Genomic DNA, 20,556 nt, shown 5'->3' on the forward strand with positions numbered 1-20,556 from the left:
GGATCGTGCACCCCACGCCTACCCGGCAGCGGGCTCGCGCGGGGTCCGGCCCGGCTTCTGTGGATACGCCAGGGTCCTGTGGACAAAGCCGCACGGGACGGCGATCGTCCTGCAAGGATTGCCGCAGTCTGTCGGATCCGGTCGGAAGGTTCTGGTCGAATGGAGATTTCGTCGCTGCTCGAACACGTGGGCACGGTCATCGACGTCGTCGGAGTAGGCGTCATGGTGATCGGCGCGCTGGCGGCGACCTGGCTCGCGGCGACCGCGCGGCGACGCACCCCGGAGGCGGAGATCTACGAACCGTACCGGCGCAATCTCGGCCGATCGATCCTGCTCGGCCTCGAATTCCTGGTCGCCGCCGACATCATCAAGACCGTCGCCGTCACACCCACCTTCACATCGGTGGGCGTGCTGGCGGTCATCGTGTTCATCCGCACCTTCCTGAGCTGGTCGCTGCAACTGGAGATCGACGGCCGGTGGCCGTGGCAGCGTTCGGTGCCCGAGACCGAGAGCGCGCCCGGCACGACGTCTGTCAGCTGAGCTCGTCGCGCCGCCGCAGCAGATGTGCACGTTCGACCACGTTCTCCGTCCGTGCGGCGGCGATGCCGTACGCGACGCTCGCCTCGGTGGTCCTTCCGAGGCGTCTCAGCAGATCGGCCCGCGCCGCGTGGAAGACGTGATAGCGATCGAGATCGAGACGGTCGACGATGTCGAGAGCCGCAGCGGGACCGTCCACTTCGGCGAGTGCGACGGCCCGGTGCAACGCGACGACCGGCGAGGGACCCGAGGCCATCAGCAGGTCGTAGAGCGCGACGATCTGCGCCCAGTCGGTGTCGTCGATCGTGGCCGCGTCGGCGTGCACGGCCGCGATGGCGGCCTGGATCTGACAGGGCCCAGGCCTGTTCCAGCGCAGGGTGCGTCGCACGAGCGCCTGCCCCTCGTCGATCAAGGTTCGGTCCCACAGCGATCGGTCCTGGTCGGCGAGCAGCACGAGCCCGCCGTCGGGTCCCGTCCGTGCCGTGCGTCGGGACTCACCGAGGAGCATCAGGGCGAGCAGTCCCGTGGTCTCGGGATCGTCCGGAACGAGCCGGACCAGCAATCGGCCCAGGCGCACGGCCTCCGCGCACAGGTCGGCGTCGGCGAGTTCGGGCCCACCACTTGCGGTGTGGCCTTCCGTGTACACGAGATAGAGCACGGATCGGACGGCGTCGAGACGCTCGGGTAGATCGTCGGGGGACGGTATGCGGAACGGGATACGCGCGTCGCGGATCTTTCGCTTGGCGCGCGAGATCCGTTGTCCCATGGTCGGTTCCGGAACCAGGAAAGCGCGGGCGATCTGCGCCGTGGTCAACCCGCAGAGCAGGCGCAGCGTCAGGGCGACACGTGACTCCGGCGCGAGCGCCGGATGGCAGCAGGTGAAGATCAGCCGGAGCCGGTCGTCGGGAATCTCGGGAGAGGCGACCGCCTCGGGGTCGAGTGCCGCGCCGGACGCCGGGTGGAGCAGATCCGCCTCGGCGTGCTTGACCGAACGTGCCGTCTCCCGTCGTGCCCTGTCGATCGCCCGGCGACGGGCGGTGGTGATGATCCATCCGGCCGGACTCGGCGGGATCCCCTCCGTCGGCCACCGCTCGGCGGCAATCGAGAAGGCATCCTGTACCGCGTCTTCGGCGACATCGATGTCGCCGAAGACGCGGTACAGGACGGCGACCGCCCGGCCGTACTCGTCGCGGAAGACGCGTTCGATGTCCGCGGTGGACGGATCGGTCATCGTTGTATGCACGTCATCCGGCGCAGGAACCGAAGGCCAGCGGCCGTACCTCGACGGGCAGCGTGGTGGCCTCCGCGAGACCGCGTGCCCACCTCAGCGCCTCGTCGAGGTCGAACACGTCGAGGATGTCGAAGCCACCGAGGTGCTCCTTGCCCTCGATGTACGGACCGTCGGTCGTCACCACGCGCCCCTCGTCGGTACGCACGACCGTGGCGGTGTCCGGTGGGTGCAACCCACCGGAGAACACCCAGACGCCCGCCTCCCGGATCTCGTTCTGCCAGGCCTCGACCTTCTTCATGATCGGTTCGAGGAACTCCGGAGACGGCGGCTCACCGTCCGGTTGGTAGATGCTCAGCAGGTACTGCGCCATGTCGGGGTCCTTCCCTCCACGGCCGGCGGATCCGGCCTCTCATCCTCCATACGAACGGTAAGGCGCGGATTCGACACCTGGCACGGAAAAGACCGTCGGTCCGGCCCGCCGCCCTCGCACATGGTCGGTATCGGACCCCTCGTCCGCATCCATGGATGAAGACGGTGCGGATCGCCACGACCCCGGGGCCGCGCGGGTCCTCAGGCCGGATGCGGAGAATTCATGTCCAGCCCGACGGCGCGGGCCATCGCCGCGCGCGGGGCGGGTAGTCCGGTGAACTGTTCGACCTGCCCGAAGGCCTGGTTCAGGAGCATGTGCAGACCGCTGACGACGCAGCCCCCACGTGCCTCGGCTGCCTTCGCCAGGGGCGTGGGCCAGGGATCGTAGATCGCGTCGAGGATGCAGGGCGCGTGCGCGAGCGTCTCCGCGTACGGTGCCGCCGCGGGCGCGGGCACGGTGCTCACGAGCGCACCCGCCTCGGCGCAGACCCGGGCGAGTTCCGGCGCATCGAACGAGAGCCATCGGGCCTCGATGTCGTCCCCGAGGCAGTCGAACGTCGCGCGGGCCTTCTCCTCGGAACGCGCGACGACGATCACCGAACGCACACCGAGGTCGGTGAGCCCGACCAGCGCCGGTCGCGCGGTGCCACCCGACCCGACGACGACCGCCGCCGCATCGGACAGATCGCCGACCCCGGCCGACCGCAATGCCCCCGACACACCGTCGACGTCGGTGCAGTCGGCCCGCCACCCGTTCTCGATACGGACGAGGGTGTTCGCCGAACCGATCGTCACAGCCCGCTCGGTGCGTTCGGTGGCGAATTCGAGTGCCGCGAACTTGCCGGGCATCGTGACGGACAGGCCGACCCATTCCTCACCGAGTGAGGACACGAGTCCCGGCAGCTGCTCACCGGTGCATTCGACGCGTTCGTAGGTCCACTCGGCCAGCCCGAGTGCCCGGTACGCCGCGAGATGCAGCAGGGGCGACTTCGAGTGCGCGATGGGTTTCCCGAGGACCGCCGCCCTCCGGACACCCGACCTCGGATCAGCGGCCACTGTCGAGGATCCCGCTCGCGAGTGCCAACTCGGTGTTCTGCAGGTGCTCCTCGTAGGAGTTCGCGAAGAGCGTGGTGCCCTTGTCGTCGATCGTCACGAAGTAGATCCATTCCCCCGGTTCCGGGTTCTCCATCGCCTGCAACGCGCCGATACTCGGCGAGGAGATGGGCGTCGCCGGCAGACCGACCTTCGCGTAGGTGTTCCAGGGGGTCACCCGGCCGCGGTCGGCGTCGGTGGTCGCGAGTTCGGTCTCGTCGAGTTCGTAGTTGACCGTCGAGTCGAACTGGAGCATCTGATCGATCTCGAGCCTGTTGAGGATCACGCGGGCGACCTTCGCGAAATCCTGTGGCAGTGCCTCGCGTTCGACCAGCGACGCGGAGATGAGCATCTCGTAGGGGGTCAGGCCCACCCGCGCGGCCGCGTCGGTGATCCCGGTGGAGTCGTAGCTCGTAGCACTCTCCGAGACCAGGCGGGCAAGGATCTCGACGGGTTCGGCAGTGGGATCGAAATCCCAGCTGCCTGCGGCGATGAGACCCTCGAGCTGTCGTCGCCTGTCGGGCACGTTCGCCACCGCATCGCGCGCCCATTCGGGAACGCCGAGGGCCTGCAGATCCGGGGTGGATCCGGCCGCGTCGAGTTCCTCGTAGGTGATGCAGTTCTCGGCGGCAGCGTCGCCGTGGCAGCTCGCCTCGGCGATGAGTGTGTAGATGCCCTTGCGAACGGCGCCCGTGTTGACGTCGCGGATGTCGTGCAGCTGACGTCCCTCGGAGATGACGAGCGCCCCCACCCGGCTGGCCGGGTCGACGAGCGCCGCGACGGCGTCGACGGCGGGAATGTTGGTGGGCACCTGATAGAAGCCGGGATGCAGGGAGTTCATTCCCGAGTTCTGCACGGCCGCTTCGTAGAAAGCGGCGGAACTCGCCACGACGCCCTTGTCGACGAATTCGCTGCCGATCTCTCCGGCGGTGTCGCCCGGGGCGACCTGGACGACGACGGCGGGACCGGCGGGTCCGGTGAAGTCGGGCGGGAGGTCGGGGCCGAGGAGCCGATCGTAGGCGAGATAACCGCCACCTGCTACGACGAGCAGGAGAATCGCGGCGGCGAGCGCCCCCACGACCCGTCCACGTCTCTTGCGCTTGCGCGCCTTCGGATCGCGGCGCGCGGGATGATCCGAACCGCCGACCGCGGCAGGCACCGCGCGCTGTTCGGCGGTGTCGTCGTCCGCATCGTCGTCGACGTAGTCGGCATAGTCGTCGCGCCGATCGGTGTCCCGGTAATCGTCGCGTGCGGCGTAGGAGTAGCCGCCCGGATACTCGTCGTCGAGGTGTCCGCCGTCGTCGTAACCCTGCTCGCCGTAACCCTGCTCGCCGTAGTCCTGGTCCGCATGGTCGTCGTCGACGTATCCCTGTTCGGGACGACCGGCCGTGGCATGCGGGTGGTACCCCGGGGCGCCTGACGGTGGACCGTCGACCGTGCCCGGTGGTGGGCCGTCGAACGCCCCCGGACCGAAGTTCAGGACCGTGGTCTCGTGGTCGTCCGGACCAGGACGACCGGCGCTCGGCGCCCCGCCGGAGTGACCTTCACCGTACGGATCACCGGCGTGGGGATCGTGCCCGTACGCATCGCGCGCGTAGGGGTCGGGTGCGTACGGGTCGTCGTACCGGTAACCCCGGTCGGACCGCTGCGGGTCAGCGGGTCCGGTGCGATCGACCGGAGGTTGCGTGTACCCACCGGCGTAGGGATCTGCGAACAGATCCTCCCGCCCGTTCTCCGAATGGTCGTCGTGTCGTCCGTGCCGGCTCACCGGCTGCCCCCCGCGTCACGCCCCGACTCGTTCACTACCGAACTCCGCTCGTCCAACCAACCCTGCAAGATGGCCACGGCGGCAGCCTGGTCGATGACCGGCCGCGCGCCTCGCGCACTTACCCCGCTCTCGCGGAGGGCGCGCGCCGCAGTGACCGTCGTGAAACGTTCGTCGGCCAGGCGCACGGGAACGTCGGGTAGGGCACGGCGAAGCCGACGCGCGAAGTCGCTCGCCAGTTTCGCAGCCTTGCCGGGCTCACCGCGCAGTGTCTGCGGCAGCCCGACGATAACCTCCACTGCCTCGTATTCCCTAACGATCCGGACGATGCGCCGGATATCGGGCGCTTCCGGGCTACGTTCCTTGGTACGCGGCACAGTCTCGACCGGAGTGGCGAGGATGCCGTCGGGGTCGCTCGATGCGACCCCGATCCGAACGCTGCCGACGTCGACAGCGATGCGGCGACCACGGCCGGGATCGTCCGCTCCGGGGCGATCGGGGCGCGGTAGTTCGGCCACGCTCAGCCGGCCGACTCGTTCAGGCGGGCACGGAAGGCGTCGAGTGCGGCGGGGATGCCCGCCGGATCCGACCCTGCGCCCTGGGCCATGTCGGGCTTGCCGCCACCGCGACCACCGATCGCGGGGCCGAAGCTCGAGACGAGTTCGCCGGCCTTGATGCCCTTCTCCTGGGCTGCCTTCGTGGTGGCGACGACGAACGGCACCTTGCCGCCGGCATTGCCGAGCAGCAACACGACGGCGGGCTCGGTGCCGAGGCGGCCGCGGACGTCCGCCGCGAGCGTGCGCAGATCGTTGCCGGCGACACCGTCCGGAGCGGCCTCGGCCACGACGAGTACGTCGCCGACGCGCTGCGCCTTGCCCGCATACGTGCCGGCTGCAGCGGCGACGTTCGCGGCACGGGTCTTCTCGAGTTCCTTCTCCGCGGCCTTGAGCCGGTCGAGCAGGGCCTCGACGCGCCCGGGCACCTCCTCGGAGGGGACCTTGAGGGTGGAGGACAGGCCCGCGAGCAGCGCGCGTTCCTTCGCCAGATGACGGTAGGAATCGAGACCGACGTATGCCTCCACTCGGCGGATACCGGAGCCGACTGACTGCTCGCCGAGGAGGGTCACGGTGCCGACGTGCGAGGAGTGCTGCACGTGTGTGCCACCGCACAGCTCCATCGAGAACGGACCGCCGATCTCGACGACGCGGACCTCGTCGCCGTAGTTCTCGCCGAACAGGGCCATCGCGCCCATCTTCTTGGCCTTGTCGAGGTCGGTGACGAACGTGTTGACCGGGTAGTTCGCCGCGACGGCCTCGTTGGTGACGCCTTCGATGTCCTGCTTCTGCTGCTCGGACAGCGCGCCGGGCCACGAGAAGTCGAACCGCAGGTAGCCGGGCTTGTTGAGCGAGCCGGCCTGCACGGCGTTGGGGCCGAGCACCTCGCGCAGCGCGGCGTGGACCAGGTGGGTGCCGGAGTGGCCCTGCGTGGCACCCTTGCGCCACTCGGGATCGACCTGCACGAGGACGGCGTCGCCTTCGACGACCTGGCCCTCGAGCACGGTGACCTTGTGTGTCCACAGCTGCTTGGCGATCTTCTGGACGTCGTCGACCTTGATCCTCAGACCCGGGCCGGTGATGCTGCCGATGTCGGCGATCTGACCGCCGGACTCCGCGTAGAGGGGGCTGCGGTCGAGGATCAGCTCGACCTGCTGGCCCGCGCTTGCGGCGTGCAGCCGCTCGCCGCCGGTGATGACGGCGAGCACGTGCGCCTCGCTCACCAGTTCGCTGAAGCCGGTGAACTCGGTGGGGCCGCGGTCGAGGAGTTCCTTGTAGACCGTCAGGTCGGCGTGGGCGTGCTTGCGAGCGCGGGCATCGTCCTTGGCGCGCTGCCGCTGCTCGGCCATGAGCGAGCGGAAGCCTTCCTCGTCGACGGTGAGGCCGGCCTCGGACGCCATCTCGAGGGTGAGGTCGATCGGGAAGCCGTAGGTGTCGTGGAGGGTGAACGCCTCGGTGCCGCCGAGCACGTTCTTGCCCTGTGACTTCACGGTCTCGACGGCGCCTTCGAAGAGCTTGCTGCCGGTGCCCAGGGTCTTGAGGAAGGCGGTCTCCTCGCCCACCGCGACGGTCTCGACGCGGGAGAAATCGGTGGCGAGCTCGGGATAGGACGGGGCCATGGTGTCGCGCACGACCGCCATGAACTCGCGCATCGTGGGCTTGTCGGCGCCGAGCAGGCGCGCCGAGCGCACGATGCGGCGGAGCAGGCGGCGCAGCACGTAGCCGCGGCCGTCGTTGCCGGGGTTGACGCCGTCGACGATGAGCATCGCGGCGGTGCGGGCGTGGTCGGCGATGACGCGGAAACGCACGTCGTCGTCGTGTGTCGCACCGTAGACGGCGCCGGTGAGTTCGGTGGCCTTTTCGATCACCGGACGCAGCAGGTCGGTCTCGTAGACGTTCTCGACGCCCTGGAGCAGGAAAGCGACGCGCTCGACCCCCATACCGGTGTCGATGTTCTTCTTCGGCAGCGGGCCGAGGATCGGGTAGTCGTCCTTGGCGCCGCCCTCACCGCGCTCGTTCTGCATGAACACGAGATTCCAGATCTCGATGTAGCGGTCCTCGTCGGCTTCGGGACCACCTTCGACGCCGTAGTCGGGTCCGCGGTCGTAGAAGATCTCGGAGCACGGACCGCACGGGCCGGGGATGCCCATCGACCAGTAGTTGTCCTTCATGCCGCGGCGCTGGATGCGCTCGTCGGGCACACCGACCTTGTCGCGCCAGATGGAGTACGCCTCGTCGTCGTCGAGATAGACCGTCGCCCACAACTTCTCGGGATCGATGCCGTAACCGCCGTGCTCGACGGAACCGGTGAGCAGCGACCACGCGAAGGTGATGGCCTCTTCCTTGAAGTAGTCGCCGAACGAGAAGTTGCCGGCCATCTGGAAGAAGGTGTTGTGGCGGGTGGTCTTGCCGACCTCCTCGATGTCGAGGGTGCGAACACACTTCTGCACGGATGTGGCGCGCGTGTACGGCGGGGTCTGCTGACCGAGGAAGTAGGGCACGAACGGGACCATGCCGGCGTTGACGAACAGCAGGTTGGGATCGGCGAGGATCAGCGACGCGCTCGGCACCTCGGTGTGTCCCGCCTTCACGAAGTGATCGAGAAAGCGCCTGCGGATCTCGTGGGTCTGCACGTCGATGGTCCTTTTGTGGTCTGGCGATGGTGTGAACTGCCCGGGGCGGGCTACCGATCGTGCCGATCGGCCGCTCTTCAGCTTATCGCGCCGCCGAAAGTGGTTTCTGTACGGCAGCGCCGTGCATGGCTTCCGTACGGTGGCGCCGTCCGGGGTCCTCGGTGCACGGTCACCGCTCACCGCGCACGATGCGGCGCAGCTTGGGCAGGCGGGCCGACAGCTCCCGTTCCACGCCGCGGCCGGTCGGCTCGTAGTAGTCGACGCCGACCAGCTCGTCCGGGGCGTACTGCTGCGCGAGCACGCCGTCCGGGTGCGCGTGCGGGAACTTGTAGCCGATCGCGTTGCCGAGCTTCTGCGCGCCCTGGTAGTGACCGTCGCGCAGATGCGCGGGTACCGGCCCCGCCTTGCCCGCTTTGACGTCGGCGATGGCGGCGCCGAGGGCGGCGGTGACCGAACCCGATTTGGGGGCGGTGGCGATGTGGATCGTCGCCTGGGCGAGCGCGAGCTGGGCTTCGGGCATCCCGACCTGCTGGACGACCTGCGCTGCGGCGACCGCCGTCTGGAGGGCGGTGGGGTCGGCCATGCCCACCTCCTCGCTGGCCTGGATCATCAGACGACGGGCGATGAAGCGCGGGTCCTCCCCCGCGACGATCATCCGTGCCAGATAGTGCAGGGCCGCATCGACGTCGGAGCCGCGCAGCGACTTGATGAAGGCACTCGCGACGTCGAAATGCTGATCGCCGTCGCGGTCGTAGCGGACGGCGGCCTCGTCGATGCTCGACTCCACCGTCGCGAGGTCGATGACGGCCGCGTCGCCACCGGTGACGGCGAGCGCGGTGTCGGCGGAAGCTTCGAGCGCCGTCAGGGCACGGCGGGCGTCGCCCCCGGCGAGCCGGACGAGGTGGTCGAGGGCGTCGTCGTCGATCTCGACCGCACCCGCGAGTCCACGGGCGTCGGTGCGCGCACGTTCGAGCAGTGCCCGGATGTCGTCGGGCCCGAGCGGCTGCAGTTGCAGTACCAGCGACCGGGACAGCAACGGGGCGACCACCGAGAACGACGGGTTCTCGGTCGTCGCCGCGACCAGCAGCACGATGCGGTTCTCGACGGCGGCCAGCAGTGCGTCCTGCTGGGTCTTCGAGAAGCGGTGGACCTCGTCGATGAACAGCACCGTCTGCTCACCGTGGGTGAGCCGCCGGCGCGCCAGATCGATGACGGCGCGCACGTCCTTGACGCCCGCCGACAGTGCGGACAGCGCTTCGAACCGGCGTCCCGTGGCCCCCGAGATCAGCGACGCCAGGGTCGTCTTCCCGGTGCCGGGCGGACCGTAGAGCACCACCGAGGCGGCGCCCGATCCCTCGACGAGTCGCCGCAGCGGCGCCCCGGGTTCGAGCAGATGCTGTTGCCCGACCACCTCGTCGAGAGTCGCGGGCCGCATGCGCGCGGCGAGCGGTGCGTTCGCGCCACCGGGTGCGATCGAGGTCCGGCGGACCTGCGGTTCGATGTCGGGTTCCGGTTCGCGTGGCGCCTCGAACAGGGCGTCCGGTTCGGCAGACGGGTCGTTCGCCCCGAAAAGATCACTCACGCATCCGACGCTACAAGCTCGCGCCGACGCCCGGTCGACGACGGTCTGTGCCGTTCGCGTGACGGATGTCCGATTGTGTGGTCGGATCGTGGTCGTGGCCACGACACCGTTCGCCGATCATGTGTCCCGCCGCGCCGTGCTCCGGTCGTCGATCCTCGCCGCCGGTGTTGCGGCCTTCGCGACGACCTCGCAGCCGGCGCACGCCTCCCCGGCGGTCTTCGCGCACGGTGTGGCATCGGGAGATCCGCTGCCCGACGCGGTGATCCTGTGGACGCGGGTGACCCCGTCACCGGAGGCGACACCCGGTTCGGGTGCGGGGCCCGACGTCTCCGTGAGCTGGGAACTGGCCCGCAGCAGTACCTTCGATGCGGTCGTCTCGAGCGGCACGGTGACGGCGAGTGCGGTCTCCGACCACACCGTCAAGGTCGACGTCCGCGGACTCGCACCCGGTTCCACCTACTTCTATCGTTTTCGTGCCGCCGGAGCCGTCTCACCGACCGGCAGGACGCTCACGGCACCGGCTCACGACGCCGCAGTCGAACGTCTCCGATTCGGGGTGGTGTCGTGCTCGGACTGGGAAGGCGGGTTCTTCTCCTCCTACCGCCATCTCGCCGCGCGCGACGATCTCGACGCCGTGGTGCACCTCGGCGACTATCTGTACGAGTACGCGGCCGGGAAATTTCCCGTCGCCGGCGGCCGGGCCGTCCGCGCTCACCTGCCGGCGCACGAGATCGTGAGCCTGGCCGACTACCGGATACGGCACGCGCAGTACAAGACCGATCCGGACCTGCAGGCACTGCACGCGAAGGTGCCGTGGATAGCGGTGTGGGACGACCACGAATCGGCCAACGACGCGTGGGCAGGCGGGGCGGAGAACCACGATCCGCTCGTCGAGGGCGACTGGGCGGCCCGCAGAGCGGCATCCGTGCAGGCCTACGACGAGTGGATGCCGGTCCGCACGAATGCCGGACGTCTCTACCGCCGTCTGCGCTTCGGGCGGCTCGCCGAACTGTCCATACTGGACCTGCGGAGTTATCGATCCCAACAGGTTCGCGGCATCGGACGGCAGGTCGACGATCCGGCGCGCACGATGACCGGACGAGACCAGATGGAGTGGCTCACCGCGGGTCTGACCACCTCCCCTACCCGGTGGCAGCTGATCGGCAATTCGGTGATGTTCTCGCCGATCCTGCTGCCACCCCTCGATCCACGGACCACCGGGGCGCTGACCGCGCTCATCGGAACGCCGGCCGGAGGCGTGCCCTTCAACACCGATCAGTGGGACGGTTACACGGCCGACCGCCGGCGGCTGCTCGACACGATCACGGCGGCGGGTCTACGGAACGTCGTCTTCCTTACGGGCGACATCCACACCTCGTGGGCGATGGACGTCCCCGTCGACGCCGCCGACTATCCGGGGGCGGGCACCGTCGCCACGGAGTTCGTGGTTCCCTCGGTGACCTCGGCGAACATCGACGAGCTGCTCGGTGTGCCGCCGAGGAGCACGTCGCCTGCGCTGGAGACGACGGCGACCGCGACCAATCGGCACGTGCGCTTCGTCGAACTCGATTCGCACGGCTACGGGGTACTCGACGTGGCCCCCGATGCGACACAGATGGAGTGGTTCTTCATCGGCGACCGCACGGATCCGAACACCCCTGCACGCCGTGTCGCGGGATACCGGGTGGCAGACGGCGCGACGAGGATCGAACCCGCCGCTCCCCTCGTGTAGCCGGCGAGCGGCGCCTGCCGGATCGACCTCTCTAACCGGCGGCGCGGTCCTCGAGGTGGGCGAGCACGTCGCGGGCGTGTGCGGCGACATCGTCGTGGCCTGTCGCGGTGGCGAACTCGGCGAGCAGCGACCAGCGGGCGCGGAGCGCCGGAATGCGCGGCACCGACAGTCCGTGTTCGCGGACCGATGCGATGCGTGCGTGGTCCTCGGGCAGGAACAGGTGCGTGCTCAGCCAGATGCACGCGAGCAGGGCATCGAGCAACCGCTCCTCGAGCACCTCGTCGTAGGCCAGCTGCGGCCACATGGCGACGACCTCGGCGCGCCATGCGTCGGCCATCGCGCGGATGCGGTCGACGGAGAGCGGCACCGAGCACAGGCACAGCGGGAAGGAGCTGAGTGCGTACGCGATGTCGAGGGTCGCATCGCGGAAGCCGCCCCACTCGTAGTCGAGGAACTGCACGCCGTCGTCACCGACGACGATGTTGTCGGGGCACAGGTCCGACGGGCTGAAAGCCCGGAAACGTCCGCCGGTGAACAGCTTGGAGGCACGCTCGGCGCGCTCGCGCACCGACTCGGGCACGGCCAGCCCGAAATCCGCCTCGAGGAGTTCGGGGACGCCCCGTACCGCGTCGAGGGCCTGCTGGGACACCGCGTCGGCGACCCGCGCGACGTCGGCGCGACGAAGCAGGGCCGCGAAGTCCTCCTCGCGCCCGACGGTCGCGGCGTGCATGCGCCCGAGCGCCTGCGCCAGGGCCATCAAGGTGTTCCCGGCGGCCTCGGAGCTGTTGCGCAGCACCTCGGCGAGAGTGGTCGCGTCGCCGAGGTCGCTGAGCACGAGCAGACGGGCGTCGAAGTCGTAGGCGAGCAGTTCGGCGCCCGGACGGTGATCCTTCGCCAGGGCCGTCGTGAACTGGTAGGAGACCGCCTCCCGGAGGAAGGCGATCTGCTCGTCGGTCTCGGAACCGCGGAAGTCGACGTGGCCGGTGCCGCGGGAGGGCGGCACCTGCTTGAGGACCAGGGTGCGTGGAAGCGAGAACGGATTGGCGGCCACTCGTACCCGAACGACCACCGAGCGGCCGCTGCCCCCGAGATCCACGGGATCGGTGAGGGTCACCGTGGCGCCGGTACGGCGGGTGAGCAGCGCTTCGGCGGCGTGTACCACCTCGGACACGGGGTCTGCCAATGTTGCGGTCATCACGGCCCAATCTACAGGTTCTCGGTCACGACGAGGTCGTCCACAAGGCTCGGATCGAGCGGGACCTTCTTCGCCCGCGACCGTTCCACCACGTCGCTTTCGTCTGCTTGCGAGGAAGAACTCGCTGTTCACCGACGTGTCCCGTTCCGCTCCCGTCCGCCGCGGCTCTCCACCCGTCCATCACGATAGGGACACGTCACCACTATTCCGGTGAAACGTGTGTCACCTTCTGAAATCCACGGGCGGTGCCGCGGTCCACCGCGGCCTTCACGACACCGAAGATCAGACCCTGGAGAGCGGCCGCGACGAGCACGTCCCTGGTGCGCTGCGACAGATCCTGAGGTTCGGGCCGTTCGTCACTGCCGCCGACCTTCTTCCACACCTGATTGAAGACTGCGCCGGCGAGAAGACCGCCTCCCACACTGGCTGCGAGAGCGAGCGGCTTGTAGAAGATCACACGTGCGTCGGCCATCGATACCTCCTCGTACCGGCGCCCCCGTTGGCGCCGGACCGACGGAGTACCCCGACAGGATCCTCACAAACCCCATCGAACCCACGAACCTCACCACACGACCGCCGTCGGAGGCCTCGGACACGACGGCGCGGTGCCGCCGCCCGGAGGCGGACGGCACCGCGCCGAGGAGGATGCGAGTGATCAGGACCTGTCGGCGTCCTCGGTCTCCGGCTCCGGCACGAAGTCGATGCCCGACTCCTTGCGCTGCTCCGGCGTGATCGGCCCGGGAGCGTCGGTCAGCGGATCGACACCGCCTCCGGACTTGGGGAACGCGATGACCTCACGGATCGAGTCGACCCCGGCGAGCAGCGCGGTGATGCGGTCCCAGCCGAAGGCGATACCGCCGTGCGGCGGCGCACCGTACTTGAATGCCTCGAGCAGGAAGCCGAACTTCTCGTTCGCCTCCTCCTCCGGGATGCCCATGACCTTGAACACCCGCTCCTGGATGTCGGGGCGGTGGATACGGATCGAGCCGCCACCGATCTCGTTGCCGTTGCAGACGATGTCGTAGGCGTAGGCCAGCGCCGACCCCGGATCGGTGTCGAAGGTGTCGAGGTACTCGGGCTTGGGCGAGGTGAACGCGTGGTGCACCGCGGTCCACGCCGAGTGACCGAGGGCCACGTCCCCACTGGCGGTCGCGTCGGCCGCGGGCTCGAACAGCGGGGCGTCGACGACCCACACGAACGCCCACGCGTTCGGATCGATCAGATCGAGCTTGCGGGCGATCTCGCCGCGCGCGGCACCGAGCAGCGCCCGCATCGGCTTGGTGGGGCCGGCGGCGAAGAAGATGCAGTCGCCGGGGTCGGCGCCCACGTGCGCGGCGAGCCCGGCACGTTCGGCGTCGGTGAGGTTCTTGGCGACCGGGCCGCTCAGCGTGCCGTCCTCGCCGACGAGCACGTATGCGAGGCCCTTGGCGCCGCGCTGCTTGGCCCATTCCTGCCAGGCGTCGAGCTGACGACGCGGCTGGCTCGCGCCGCCGGGCATGACGACGGCACCGACGTACTCGGCCTGGAAGACACGGAAGGTGGTGTCCTTGAAGAATTCCTTGCACTCGACGAGTTCGATACCGAAACGCAGATCCGGCTTGTCGGTGCCGAAACGGCGCATGGCTTCGGCGTAGGTCATGCGCGGGATCGGGGTCTCGAGTTCGTAGCCCACCAGACGCCACAGCGCGTGCAGCACCTCCTCGGCGAGGAGGATCACGTCGTCCTGGCTCACGAACGCCATCTCGATGTCGAGCTGGGTGAACTCGGGCTGACGGTCGGCGCGGAAGTCTTCGTCGCGGTAGCAGCGCGCGATCTGGTAGTAGCGCTCGATGCCACCGACCATGAGCAACTGCTTGAACAGCTGCGGGGACTGCGGCAGGGCATAGAAGTTGCCGGGCTGCAGGCGTGCGGGCACCAGGAAGTCGCGGGCGCCCTCCGGTGTCGAGCGGGTGAGGGTCGGGGTTTCGACCTCGACGAACTCGTGGTGGGCGAGCACGGCGCGGGCCGCAGCGTTGACCTTGCTGCGCAACCGGATGGTCTTGCCGGGCTTCTCGCGGCGCAGATCCAGATAGCGGTACTTCAGGCGGGCTTCCTCACCGGCCTGGTCGTCGAGCTGGAACGGCAGTGGGGCCGACTCGTTGAGGACGACGAGTTCGGAGGCGTCGACCTCGATCGCGCCGGTCGGGATCTCGAAGTTCTGGTTGCCCTCGGGGCGGACCTCCACCTTGCCGGTGATCCGGACGCAGTACTCCGCGCGGAGCCGGTGCGCCTGCTCGAGGACCCCGGCACTACGGAAGACCACCTGCGAGACACCCGACGCGTCGCGCAGGTCGATGAAGATGACCCCGCCGTGATCGCGTCGCCGGGCAACCCATCCGGTGAGGGTGACAGTCTGCTCGGCGTGCTCGGCTCGCAACGAGCCGGCGAGATGGGTGCGCAGCACGGAATTCCTTTCGAAACGATCAGCGACGGGTTCGTCGGCTGTAATCCTACGAAAGACACGATCGGCCTGAGCGCACCCGTACCGAATAGTTCGTGCCAAGCTTGTCCGGGTCCGACGAACACGGGAGAAAGCGGCGGCGATGACGTTCAGAGAAGGTGCACGCATGGATGCGGGCCGTGTCCGTACCGGCGGTGGTGGGCGCGGTGGGAAGCTCGCTCTCGGTGGCGGGGCCGGTGGCCTGATCGTCATCATCCTGGCATTGCTGTTCGGCGGAGATCCGTCCTCGCTGCTGGGATCGGGGGTGCCCGACACGTCCGGCGATCCGCAGGCGGAGAGCGCACTCGAGGAGTGCGAGGTCGGTGGTGCCACCGCCAACGAGAACGTCGACTGCCGGGTGCTCTACACCGTCGGGTCGCTGGACTCGGTGTGGGAGCAGCAGTTCGCGAGCCAGACCGGTGTGGCCTACGTGCAGCCGGAGGTCGAGATCTTCACGTCGGCCACGTCGACGGGCTGCGGTAACGCCACCAGCGACATCGGGCCGTTCTACTGCCCGGCGGATCGGACCGCCTACTTCGACACCAGCTTCTTCGACGAACTCGAGACCCGGTTCGGCGCCAGCGGCGGTCCGCTCGCGCAGGAATACGTCGTCGCGCACGAGTTCGGCCACCATCTGCAGAACCAGCTCGGCGATCTCGGACGTGCGCAGGCCGATCCGCGCGGTCCCGAATCCGGCGCCGTCCGTACCGAGCTGCAGGCCGACTGCTACGCCGGAGTATGGGCCTATCACGCCGACAAGCTGCCCGAGCCGACCACCGGCGAACCTTTCCTCGTGCCCCTGACCGACACCGATATCCGCGACGCACTCTCCGCCGCATCCGCCGTCGGCGACGACCGGATCCAGCGGGCCGCCACCGGTCGGGTGAACCCGGAGGGCTGGACGCACGGCTCGTCCGAGCAGCGCCAGGCCTGGTTCCTGGCGGGATACCGCACCGGCCGTGTCGACGCGTGCGACACCTACTCGGCGCGCGATCTCGACACCCCACCGGCGCTGCGCTGACTCCGCGGATCGCGTGCGGCACCTCGTGTACCGACGAACCTCTACGTCACGCGTCCGTGGCTGCGATACGCCCTCACGCGACCGTGACGGTCATGTTCGCGCTGTCGGCGATCAGGTCGGCGTGCTTGCGCATGCGCAGGGAGATGGGCCAGGTACCGGCGCGGCGTGCCGTGAAACTGAAGACCCGTTCACCGGCCCCTCCCGGCAGCGGATTCTTCGACGGCAGGAATCGGATGTCGCGCAGGACGAGTCCTTCTCCGATCCTCGACGTCGACCAGCAGTAGTCCCGGGAGGTGTTCTCGGGAAGGTGCAGTTCGATCGTGTCCCCGACACCGACCGTGACGTCCTTCGGCCCAGTGGCGATGTGCTTCATGACCTCAGAATAGCGCTCGCGTGTGATCCACCTCACCCTCTCGGCCGTGGTGACCGCACAGCCCGCGTGACGCCGATGTGTGATGGGACACAAAATGGGGCATTCGGTGCCCATGCACGAGGAACGAGCCGGAATCACACGCAGCGACGCGGTGATGGGAGGACGCCTTCTCGCTCTCGCCCACGAGAACGGTTACAGCGAACTGACCGAAGAGGTCGCGGCACTGGTGTCGAGCGCCGGTTCGGACTCACCGTCCCGGATCACTCCCCCGCTGTACGGCGGCGTACTGAGGTGGACGGTCTCGACGATCGCCGACGTCGTGGTCGACAAGATCGGCCCGCAGGTGCGCGGCGACGAGTCCTTCGAACTGACCATCCGAACCGAGAGCGGCCGTCACGTCCGGCCGGAGGAACTTCCGCAGCCGGAGAGCACCGTGATGAAGGCCGTCGTCGATGCACTCGCCGGCGACTCCGTCGCGGCCCGCAGCGACCTCGACGAGGTGGTCTTCGCGATGGACTGGGCATCGCAGATGGAAGCCTTGGTCGAAGCGGTGCTCTGGCTCGACCGGCTTCTCGACACACCGGTACCGGACGGGAACGACGCACCCTGGTGATCCTCACCCGCAGCAGGGCATGAGCGACGACCTATGCCCTCGTTCACTCCCCTGACCCCCGAGGCCCTCACGATCTCCGTCGCCGACCGTGCCGAGTCGCTCACCGGAACCGTGTGCGTCGCCGTGAGTGCGCCCGACGCGGCAGACCCGGTGGAACTCGCGCGCCGAATCGCGACGGAACTGCGAACACGGGGCCGTGCCGCCGACGTCGTGGCACTCCACGACTTCGTCCGGCCCGCGTCCCTCCGGCTCGAGCACGGGCGGACCGATCCCTACAGCTACCGGCACGACTGGTTCGACTACGCAGCACTCGATCGGGAGGTGGTGCGAGCATTGCACGAACAGCACCGATGGCTTCCTCGTCTGTGGGACGAGGACACCGACCGCTCGGCACGCGAACTCCCGCGGCCGGCGGCGCACGACCAGATTCTCGTCGTCGCCGGTCCGATGCTCCTCGGCCGCGGGCTCGACTTCGATGTCACCGTTTCCCTGACGATGTCGCGTGGGGCGCTCGAAAGACGCACGCGCGCCGGGGATCACTGGACGATCACCGCGTTGCTCGAGCACGGCGAGACGGCTGCGGACGTGCTGGTGCGCTACGACCATCCCACCCGCCCGGCCGCACGGACGAGATCCGCCTGACCGGTCCTCTCGTCGCGGGCTCATCTCTCCGATCGCGGCTTCGCCAGGACCCGGTGGACGGCCGAGGTCACGGCGTCGGGCGCCACCGTACCGAAGACCGCCATGGATTTGGCGAGGAGGGAACCGGGCACCACGTTCCGCTCGCCGCGCATCAGCGCGGCATAGCCGTCCCGGGCCACACGGGCAGGATCGTCCTTGGGGGACTTCCCCAGCAGGGTGTCGAGCATCCCGGCACGCGCGAAGAAATGGGTGTCGGTGGCCCCGGGCAGCATCGACGTGAGCGTGACCCCGCTGCCGTCCAGCTCCTTCCGGACACCGTCGGCGAAGGACTGCACGAAGGCCTTGGACGCGTTGTACACGGCCTGGTAGGGGCCGGGCATCGTCGATACGACCGACGATGTGATCAGCATGCGGCCCGATCCCGCCCGCAGCATGTCGTTCAGCAGCAGGTGCGCCAGATGCACCGTCGAGCGCACGTTGACGTCGACGATCGAGAGCACGTCCTCGAGCTCTGCGTCGACGAATGCGCCACCGGCCCCGACACCGGCGTTGAGCGCGGCGGCGGCCGGGATGCGACCCTCGGCTGTCGCGGCCTCGTGGACCGCCCGGACGCCGTCCGGCGTCCGCAGGTCGGCGTGGACCGCAACCACGTCCACCCCGGCCTTCTCCAGGTCGGCGGCGACCGAGTCCAGCGCGTCCGATCTCGCTGCCAGGACGAGGTCGTAGCCGTCGGCCGCGAACAGGGCGGCCAACTCCCGGCCTATCCCTCGCGAGGCTCCGGTCACCAGAGCACGGGGTCGAGCATCGTTCATCTCTCCTCCTCGGCACGTATGGAGCGCGGGTACCCACACCCGGCCGGACCGACACGGCAGGCCCGGGATCCGCGAGCCGTTCGGGTCGGGCGCGTCCCCGGGTATGCGGCAGGCATCCTGCGCCCGCCCCACCCGGGCAGTCCACACGGAATCTGGAGTTCACTTGCAGCACAAGATGTATCGATCCTCGCCCGAACGAGCGTCGGACGAGGCACGCGAGGAACTCTGTGCCGCCGCGCAGAATGTCTTCGGCTGGAGCGCTCTGCGCCCCGAGCAACTGGACGCCATGGTGCCGCTGCTCGACGGACGCGACGTCCTCGCCGTCATGGCCACCGGCTCCGGGAAATCCGCGATCTATCAAGTGCCCTCATTGCTGCTACCGGGGGTGACCGTGGTCGTCTCGCCTCTGATCGCGTTGCAGAACGATCAGATCGCCGGTCTCGACCACTCGGAGGCGCCCGACGCGGTCGCCATCAATTCGCGCCAGCCCGAGTCCGAGAACGAGGCGAACTGGCGTGCCGTGCTCGAACACGATGCCGACTACGTATTCCTCGCTCCGGAACAACTCGTCGAGGACGAGGTTCTGGACCGTCTGCGCGACGTGCAGGTCTCGCTCCTCGTCGTCGACGAGGCGCACTGCGTCTCGATGTGGGGTCACGACTTCAGACCGGAATACCTGCGCCTGGGAGACGTGGTCGAGACGCTCGGTCGCCCACCCCTCGTGGCCCTCACCGCCACGGCGTCGCCGCCGGTCCGCGACGACATCGTCGCGGCGCTGGGTATGCGGGATCCGCTCGTCGTCGCCGGCGGTTTCGACCGGCCGAATCTCGACATCGAGGTGCGCAGGTACACCGACGACGGAGAGAAGCGGCGCGCCGTCGTCGAGGCCGTGGTATCGATGCCCGGCCCGGGGATCGTCTACGCCGCGACCCGCAAGGACACCGAGCGGTACGCCGATGCCCTGCGTGAACGTGGGATCGAGGCGTGTCCCTATCACGCCGGAATGCGCGCCGGGGAGCGCGAGGACGTCCACCTCGGCTTTCTCGACGGTCGCTGCGAGGTCGTGGTGGCGACCTCCGCTTTCGGCATGGGCATCGACAAGCCCGACGTGCGTTTCGTCGTTCACGCCTCGATACCCGACTCGGTCGATTCCTACTACCAGCAGATCGGGCGCGCGGGGCGGGACGGGGAACCGGCCACCGTCCTGATGTTCTACCGGCCCGAGGATCTCTCGCTCGCGACCTTCTTCACCACCCATCATCCCGACGAGGAGTTGATCGCCCGGGTGTTCTCGGCGGTTCGCGCCGGATCCCCGATGCGGCTCGGACAGTTGCGTGCCGAGCTGGACGTGCGGGGGCGCAGGTTGTCGAACGCCGTGAACCTGCTCGAACGGTGCGGAGCTCTCGTGTCCGGCCGGCGAGGACTCTCCGTCGCCGACGTCTCGCGCCGGACGGCGGTCGAGCGCGCACGGGAGACGGCGGCGGCAGGTGAGCGCCTGGATCGCTCCCGCGTCGACATGATGCGTGGCTACGCCGAGACCCGCGGGTGCCGACGCCGATTCCTCCTCGGATACTTCGGCGAGTCACTCCCCACGCCGTGCGGCCGGTGCGACACCTGCCGGGACGGCGCCGTCGACGAGGCCGGGACGGTCTCGGCGCTTCCGTCCCCCGGCGGATACTCCTCCGTGCTCGCCCCGAACACGCGCGTCGTACACGCCGAGTGGGGACCGGGAGTGGTCATGACGGGCGAGCACGATCGTGTCACCGTCCTGTTCGACGACGAGGGTTACCGGACGTTGTCGCTCGAGGCGGTCGCCGAATCGGGTGTGCTCACGGTCGACGGCGAGGACGCCCCCTCGGAACCCGCGCCTGTCCACACGGAAGAACCCGTGGCGTGAGCCACGGGTTCTTCGGATCCCGTCACCGC

18 protein-coding genes are annotated in these 20,556 nt (G+C 68.9%); 6 read left to right on the forward strand and 12 right to left on the reverse strand.

From position 1 onward, the window contains the following. Positions 1–159: 159 nt before the first annotated feature. Positions 160–540 carry a DUF1622 domain-containing protein gene (locus A8G18_RS18165; protein ID WP_064064937.1) on the forward strand — a complete coding sequence of 127 codons (381 nt, stop codon included), beginning with the start codon at positions 160–162 and terminating at the stop codon, positions 538–540. Here A8G18_RS18165 and A8G18_RS18170 read toward each other — a convergent pair. The 7 genes from A8G18_RS18170 to A8G18_RS18200 all read right to left on the reverse strand — a co-directional run bounded on the left by A8G18_RS18170 (position 533) and on the right by A8G18_RS18200 (position 9,763). Next, positions 533–1,768: an RNA polymerase sigma factor gene (locus A8G18_RS18170; RefSeq protein WP_064064938.1), complete on the reverse strand. Its 1,236-nt coding sequence runs from the start codon at positions 1,766–1,768 to the stop codon at positions 533–535. The genes A8G18_RS18165 and A8G18_RS18170 overlap by 8 nt on opposite strands. Positions 1,769–1,781: 13 nt before the next feature. Beyond that, the gene (locus A8G18_RS18175) at positions 1,782–2,138 is read right to left on the reverse strand and encodes a YciI family protein (RefSeq protein WP_064064939.1); all 357 of its coding nucleotides are present in this window, start codon (positions 2,136–2,138) and stop codon (positions 1,782–1,784) included. Positions 2,139–2,338: 200 nt separating this feature from the next. Continuing rightward, the gene (locus A8G18_RS18180; protein ID WP_064064940.1) at positions 2,339–3,193 is read right to left on the reverse strand and encodes a shikimate dehydrogenase; all 855 of its coding nucleotides are present in this window, start codon (positions 3,191–3,193) and stop codon (positions 2,339–2,341) included. After that, positions 3,183–4,997: an endolytic transglycosylase MltG gene (locus A8G18_RS18185; protein WP_064064941.1), complete on the reverse strand. Its 1,815-nt coding sequence runs from the start codon at positions 4,995–4,997 to the stop codon at positions 3,183–3,185. Before A8G18_RS18185 ends, A8G18_RS18180 begins: the two co-directional genes overlap by 11 nt. Next, the gene (ruvX, locus tag A8G18_RS18190; RefSeq protein WP_064064942.1) at positions 4,994–5,512 is read right to left on the reverse strand and encodes a Holliday junction resolvase RuvX; all 519 of its coding nucleotides are present in this window, start codon (positions 5,510–5,512) and stop codon (positions 4,994–4,996) included. Before ruvX ends, A8G18_RS18185 begins: the two co-directional genes overlap by 4 nt. Before the next feature lie 2 nt (positions 5,513–5,514). After that, positions 5,515–8,181, reverse strand: coding sequence for an alanine--tRNA ligase (gene alaS, locus A8G18_RS18195; protein ID WP_064064943.1), 2,667 nt, complete (start codon positions 8,179–8,181; stop codon positions 5,515–5,517). Between the two features lie 169 nt (positions 8,182–8,350). Further along, complete coding sequence (locus A8G18_RS18200) at positions 8,351–9,763, reverse strand: replication-associated recombination protein A (RefSeq protein ID WP_064064944.1); 1,413 nt, start codon at positions 9,761–9,763, stop codon at positions 8,351–8,353. A 94-nt stretch (positions 9,764–9,857) separates the two neighbouring features. Here A8G18_RS18200 and A8G18_RS18205 point away from each other — a divergent pair, with 94 nt between their 5' ends. Beyond that, positions 9,858–11,495, forward strand: a complete 1,638-nt coding sequence (locus tag A8G18_RS18205; protein ID WP_064065001.1) for an alkaline phosphatase D family protein — start codon at positions 9,858–9,860, stop codon at positions 11,493–11,495. A 31-nt stretch (positions 11,496–11,526) separates the two neighbouring features. Here the strand turns inward: A8G18_RS18205 and A8G18_RS18210 are convergent, their stop codons facing one another. The 3 genes from A8G18_RS18210 to aspS form a co-directional block, all read right to left on the reverse strand. Continuing rightward, positions 11,527–12,690 (reverse strand): hypothetical protein, encoded by a 1,164-nt coding sequence (locus A8G18_RS18210; RefSeq protein WP_064064945.1) that lies wholly within the window; start codon positions 12,688–12,690, stop codon positions 11,527–11,529. Positions 12,691–12,892: 202 nt separating this feature from the next. Beyond that, complete coding sequence (locus A8G18_RS18215) at positions 12,893–13,162, reverse strand: DUF4235 domain-containing protein (protein ID WP_064064946.1); 270 nt, start codon at positions 13,160–13,162, stop codon at positions 12,893–12,895. Between the two features lie 183 nt (positions 13,163–13,345). Further along, on the reverse strand, positions 13,346–15,133 hold the full coding sequence (gene aspS, locus A8G18_RS18220; RefSeq protein WP_064064947.1) for an aspartate--tRNA ligase: 1,788 nt from the start codon (positions 15,131–15,133) through the stop codon (positions 13,346–13,348). A 139-nt stretch (positions 15,134–15,272) separates the two neighbouring features. On the opposite strand from aspS, the gene ypfJ reads away from it, so the two are divergent. Continuing rightward, positions 15,273–16,190, forward strand: a complete 918-nt coding sequence (gene ypfJ, locus A8G18_RS18225) for a KPN_02809 family neutral zinc metallopeptidase (protein WP_064064948.1) — start codon at positions 15,273–15,275, stop codon at positions 16,188–16,190. A 73-nt stretch (positions 16,191–16,263) separates the two neighbouring features. Here the strand turns inward: ypfJ and A8G18_RS18230 are convergent, their stop codons facing one another. Beyond that, positions 16,264–16,563, reverse strand: coding sequence for a protease inhibitor I42 family protein (locus tag A8G18_RS18230; protein WP_064065002.1), 300 nt, complete (start codon positions 16,561–16,563; stop codon positions 16,264–16,266). Positions 16,564–16,675: 112 nt separating this feature from the next. Here A8G18_RS18230 and A8G18_RS18235 point away from each other — a divergent pair, with 112 nt between their 5' ends. Both A8G18_RS18235 and A8G18_RS18240 read left to right on the forward strand, forming a co-directional pair. Then, positions 16,676–17,176 (forward strand): hypothetical protein, encoded by a 501-nt coding sequence (locus A8G18_RS18235; RefSeq protein ID WP_064065003.1) that lies wholly within the window; start codon positions 16,676–16,678, stop codon positions 17,174–17,176. A gap of 33 nt (positions 17,177–17,209) precedes the next feature. After that, positions 17,210–17,818, forward strand: coding sequence for a nucleoside/nucleotide kinase family protein (locus tag A8G18_RS18240; RefSeq protein ID WP_064064949.1), 609 nt, complete (start codon positions 17,210–17,212; stop codon positions 17,816–17,818). A 20-nt stretch (positions 17,819–17,838) separates the two neighbouring features. On the opposite strand, the gene A8G18_RS18245 is transcribed toward A8G18_RS18240, so the two are convergent. Next, positions 17,839–18,630 carry an SDR family NAD(P)-dependent oxidoreductase gene (locus A8G18_RS18245; protein ID WP_064064950.1) on the reverse strand — a complete coding sequence of 264 codons (792 nt, stop codon included), beginning with the start codon at positions 18,628–18,630 and terminating at the stop codon, positions 17,839–17,841. 175 nt (positions 18,631–18,805) lie between these two features. Here A8G18_RS18245 and A8G18_RS18250 point away from each other — a divergent pair, with 175 nt between their 5' ends. Further along, a complete protein-coding gene (locus tag A8G18_RS18250; protein ID WP_064065004.1) occupies positions 18,806–20,527 on the forward strand; it encodes a RecQ family ATP-dependent DNA helicase in 1,722 nt (573 codons plus the stop codon). The last annotated feature ends 29 nt before the right edge of the window (positions 20,528–20,556 follow it).

The organism is Rhodococcus gordoniae (assembly GCF_001646655.1).
Classification (GTDB): Bacteria; Actinomycetota; Actinomycetes; order Mycobacteriales; family Mycobacteriaceae; genus Rhodococcus; species Rhodococcus gordoniae.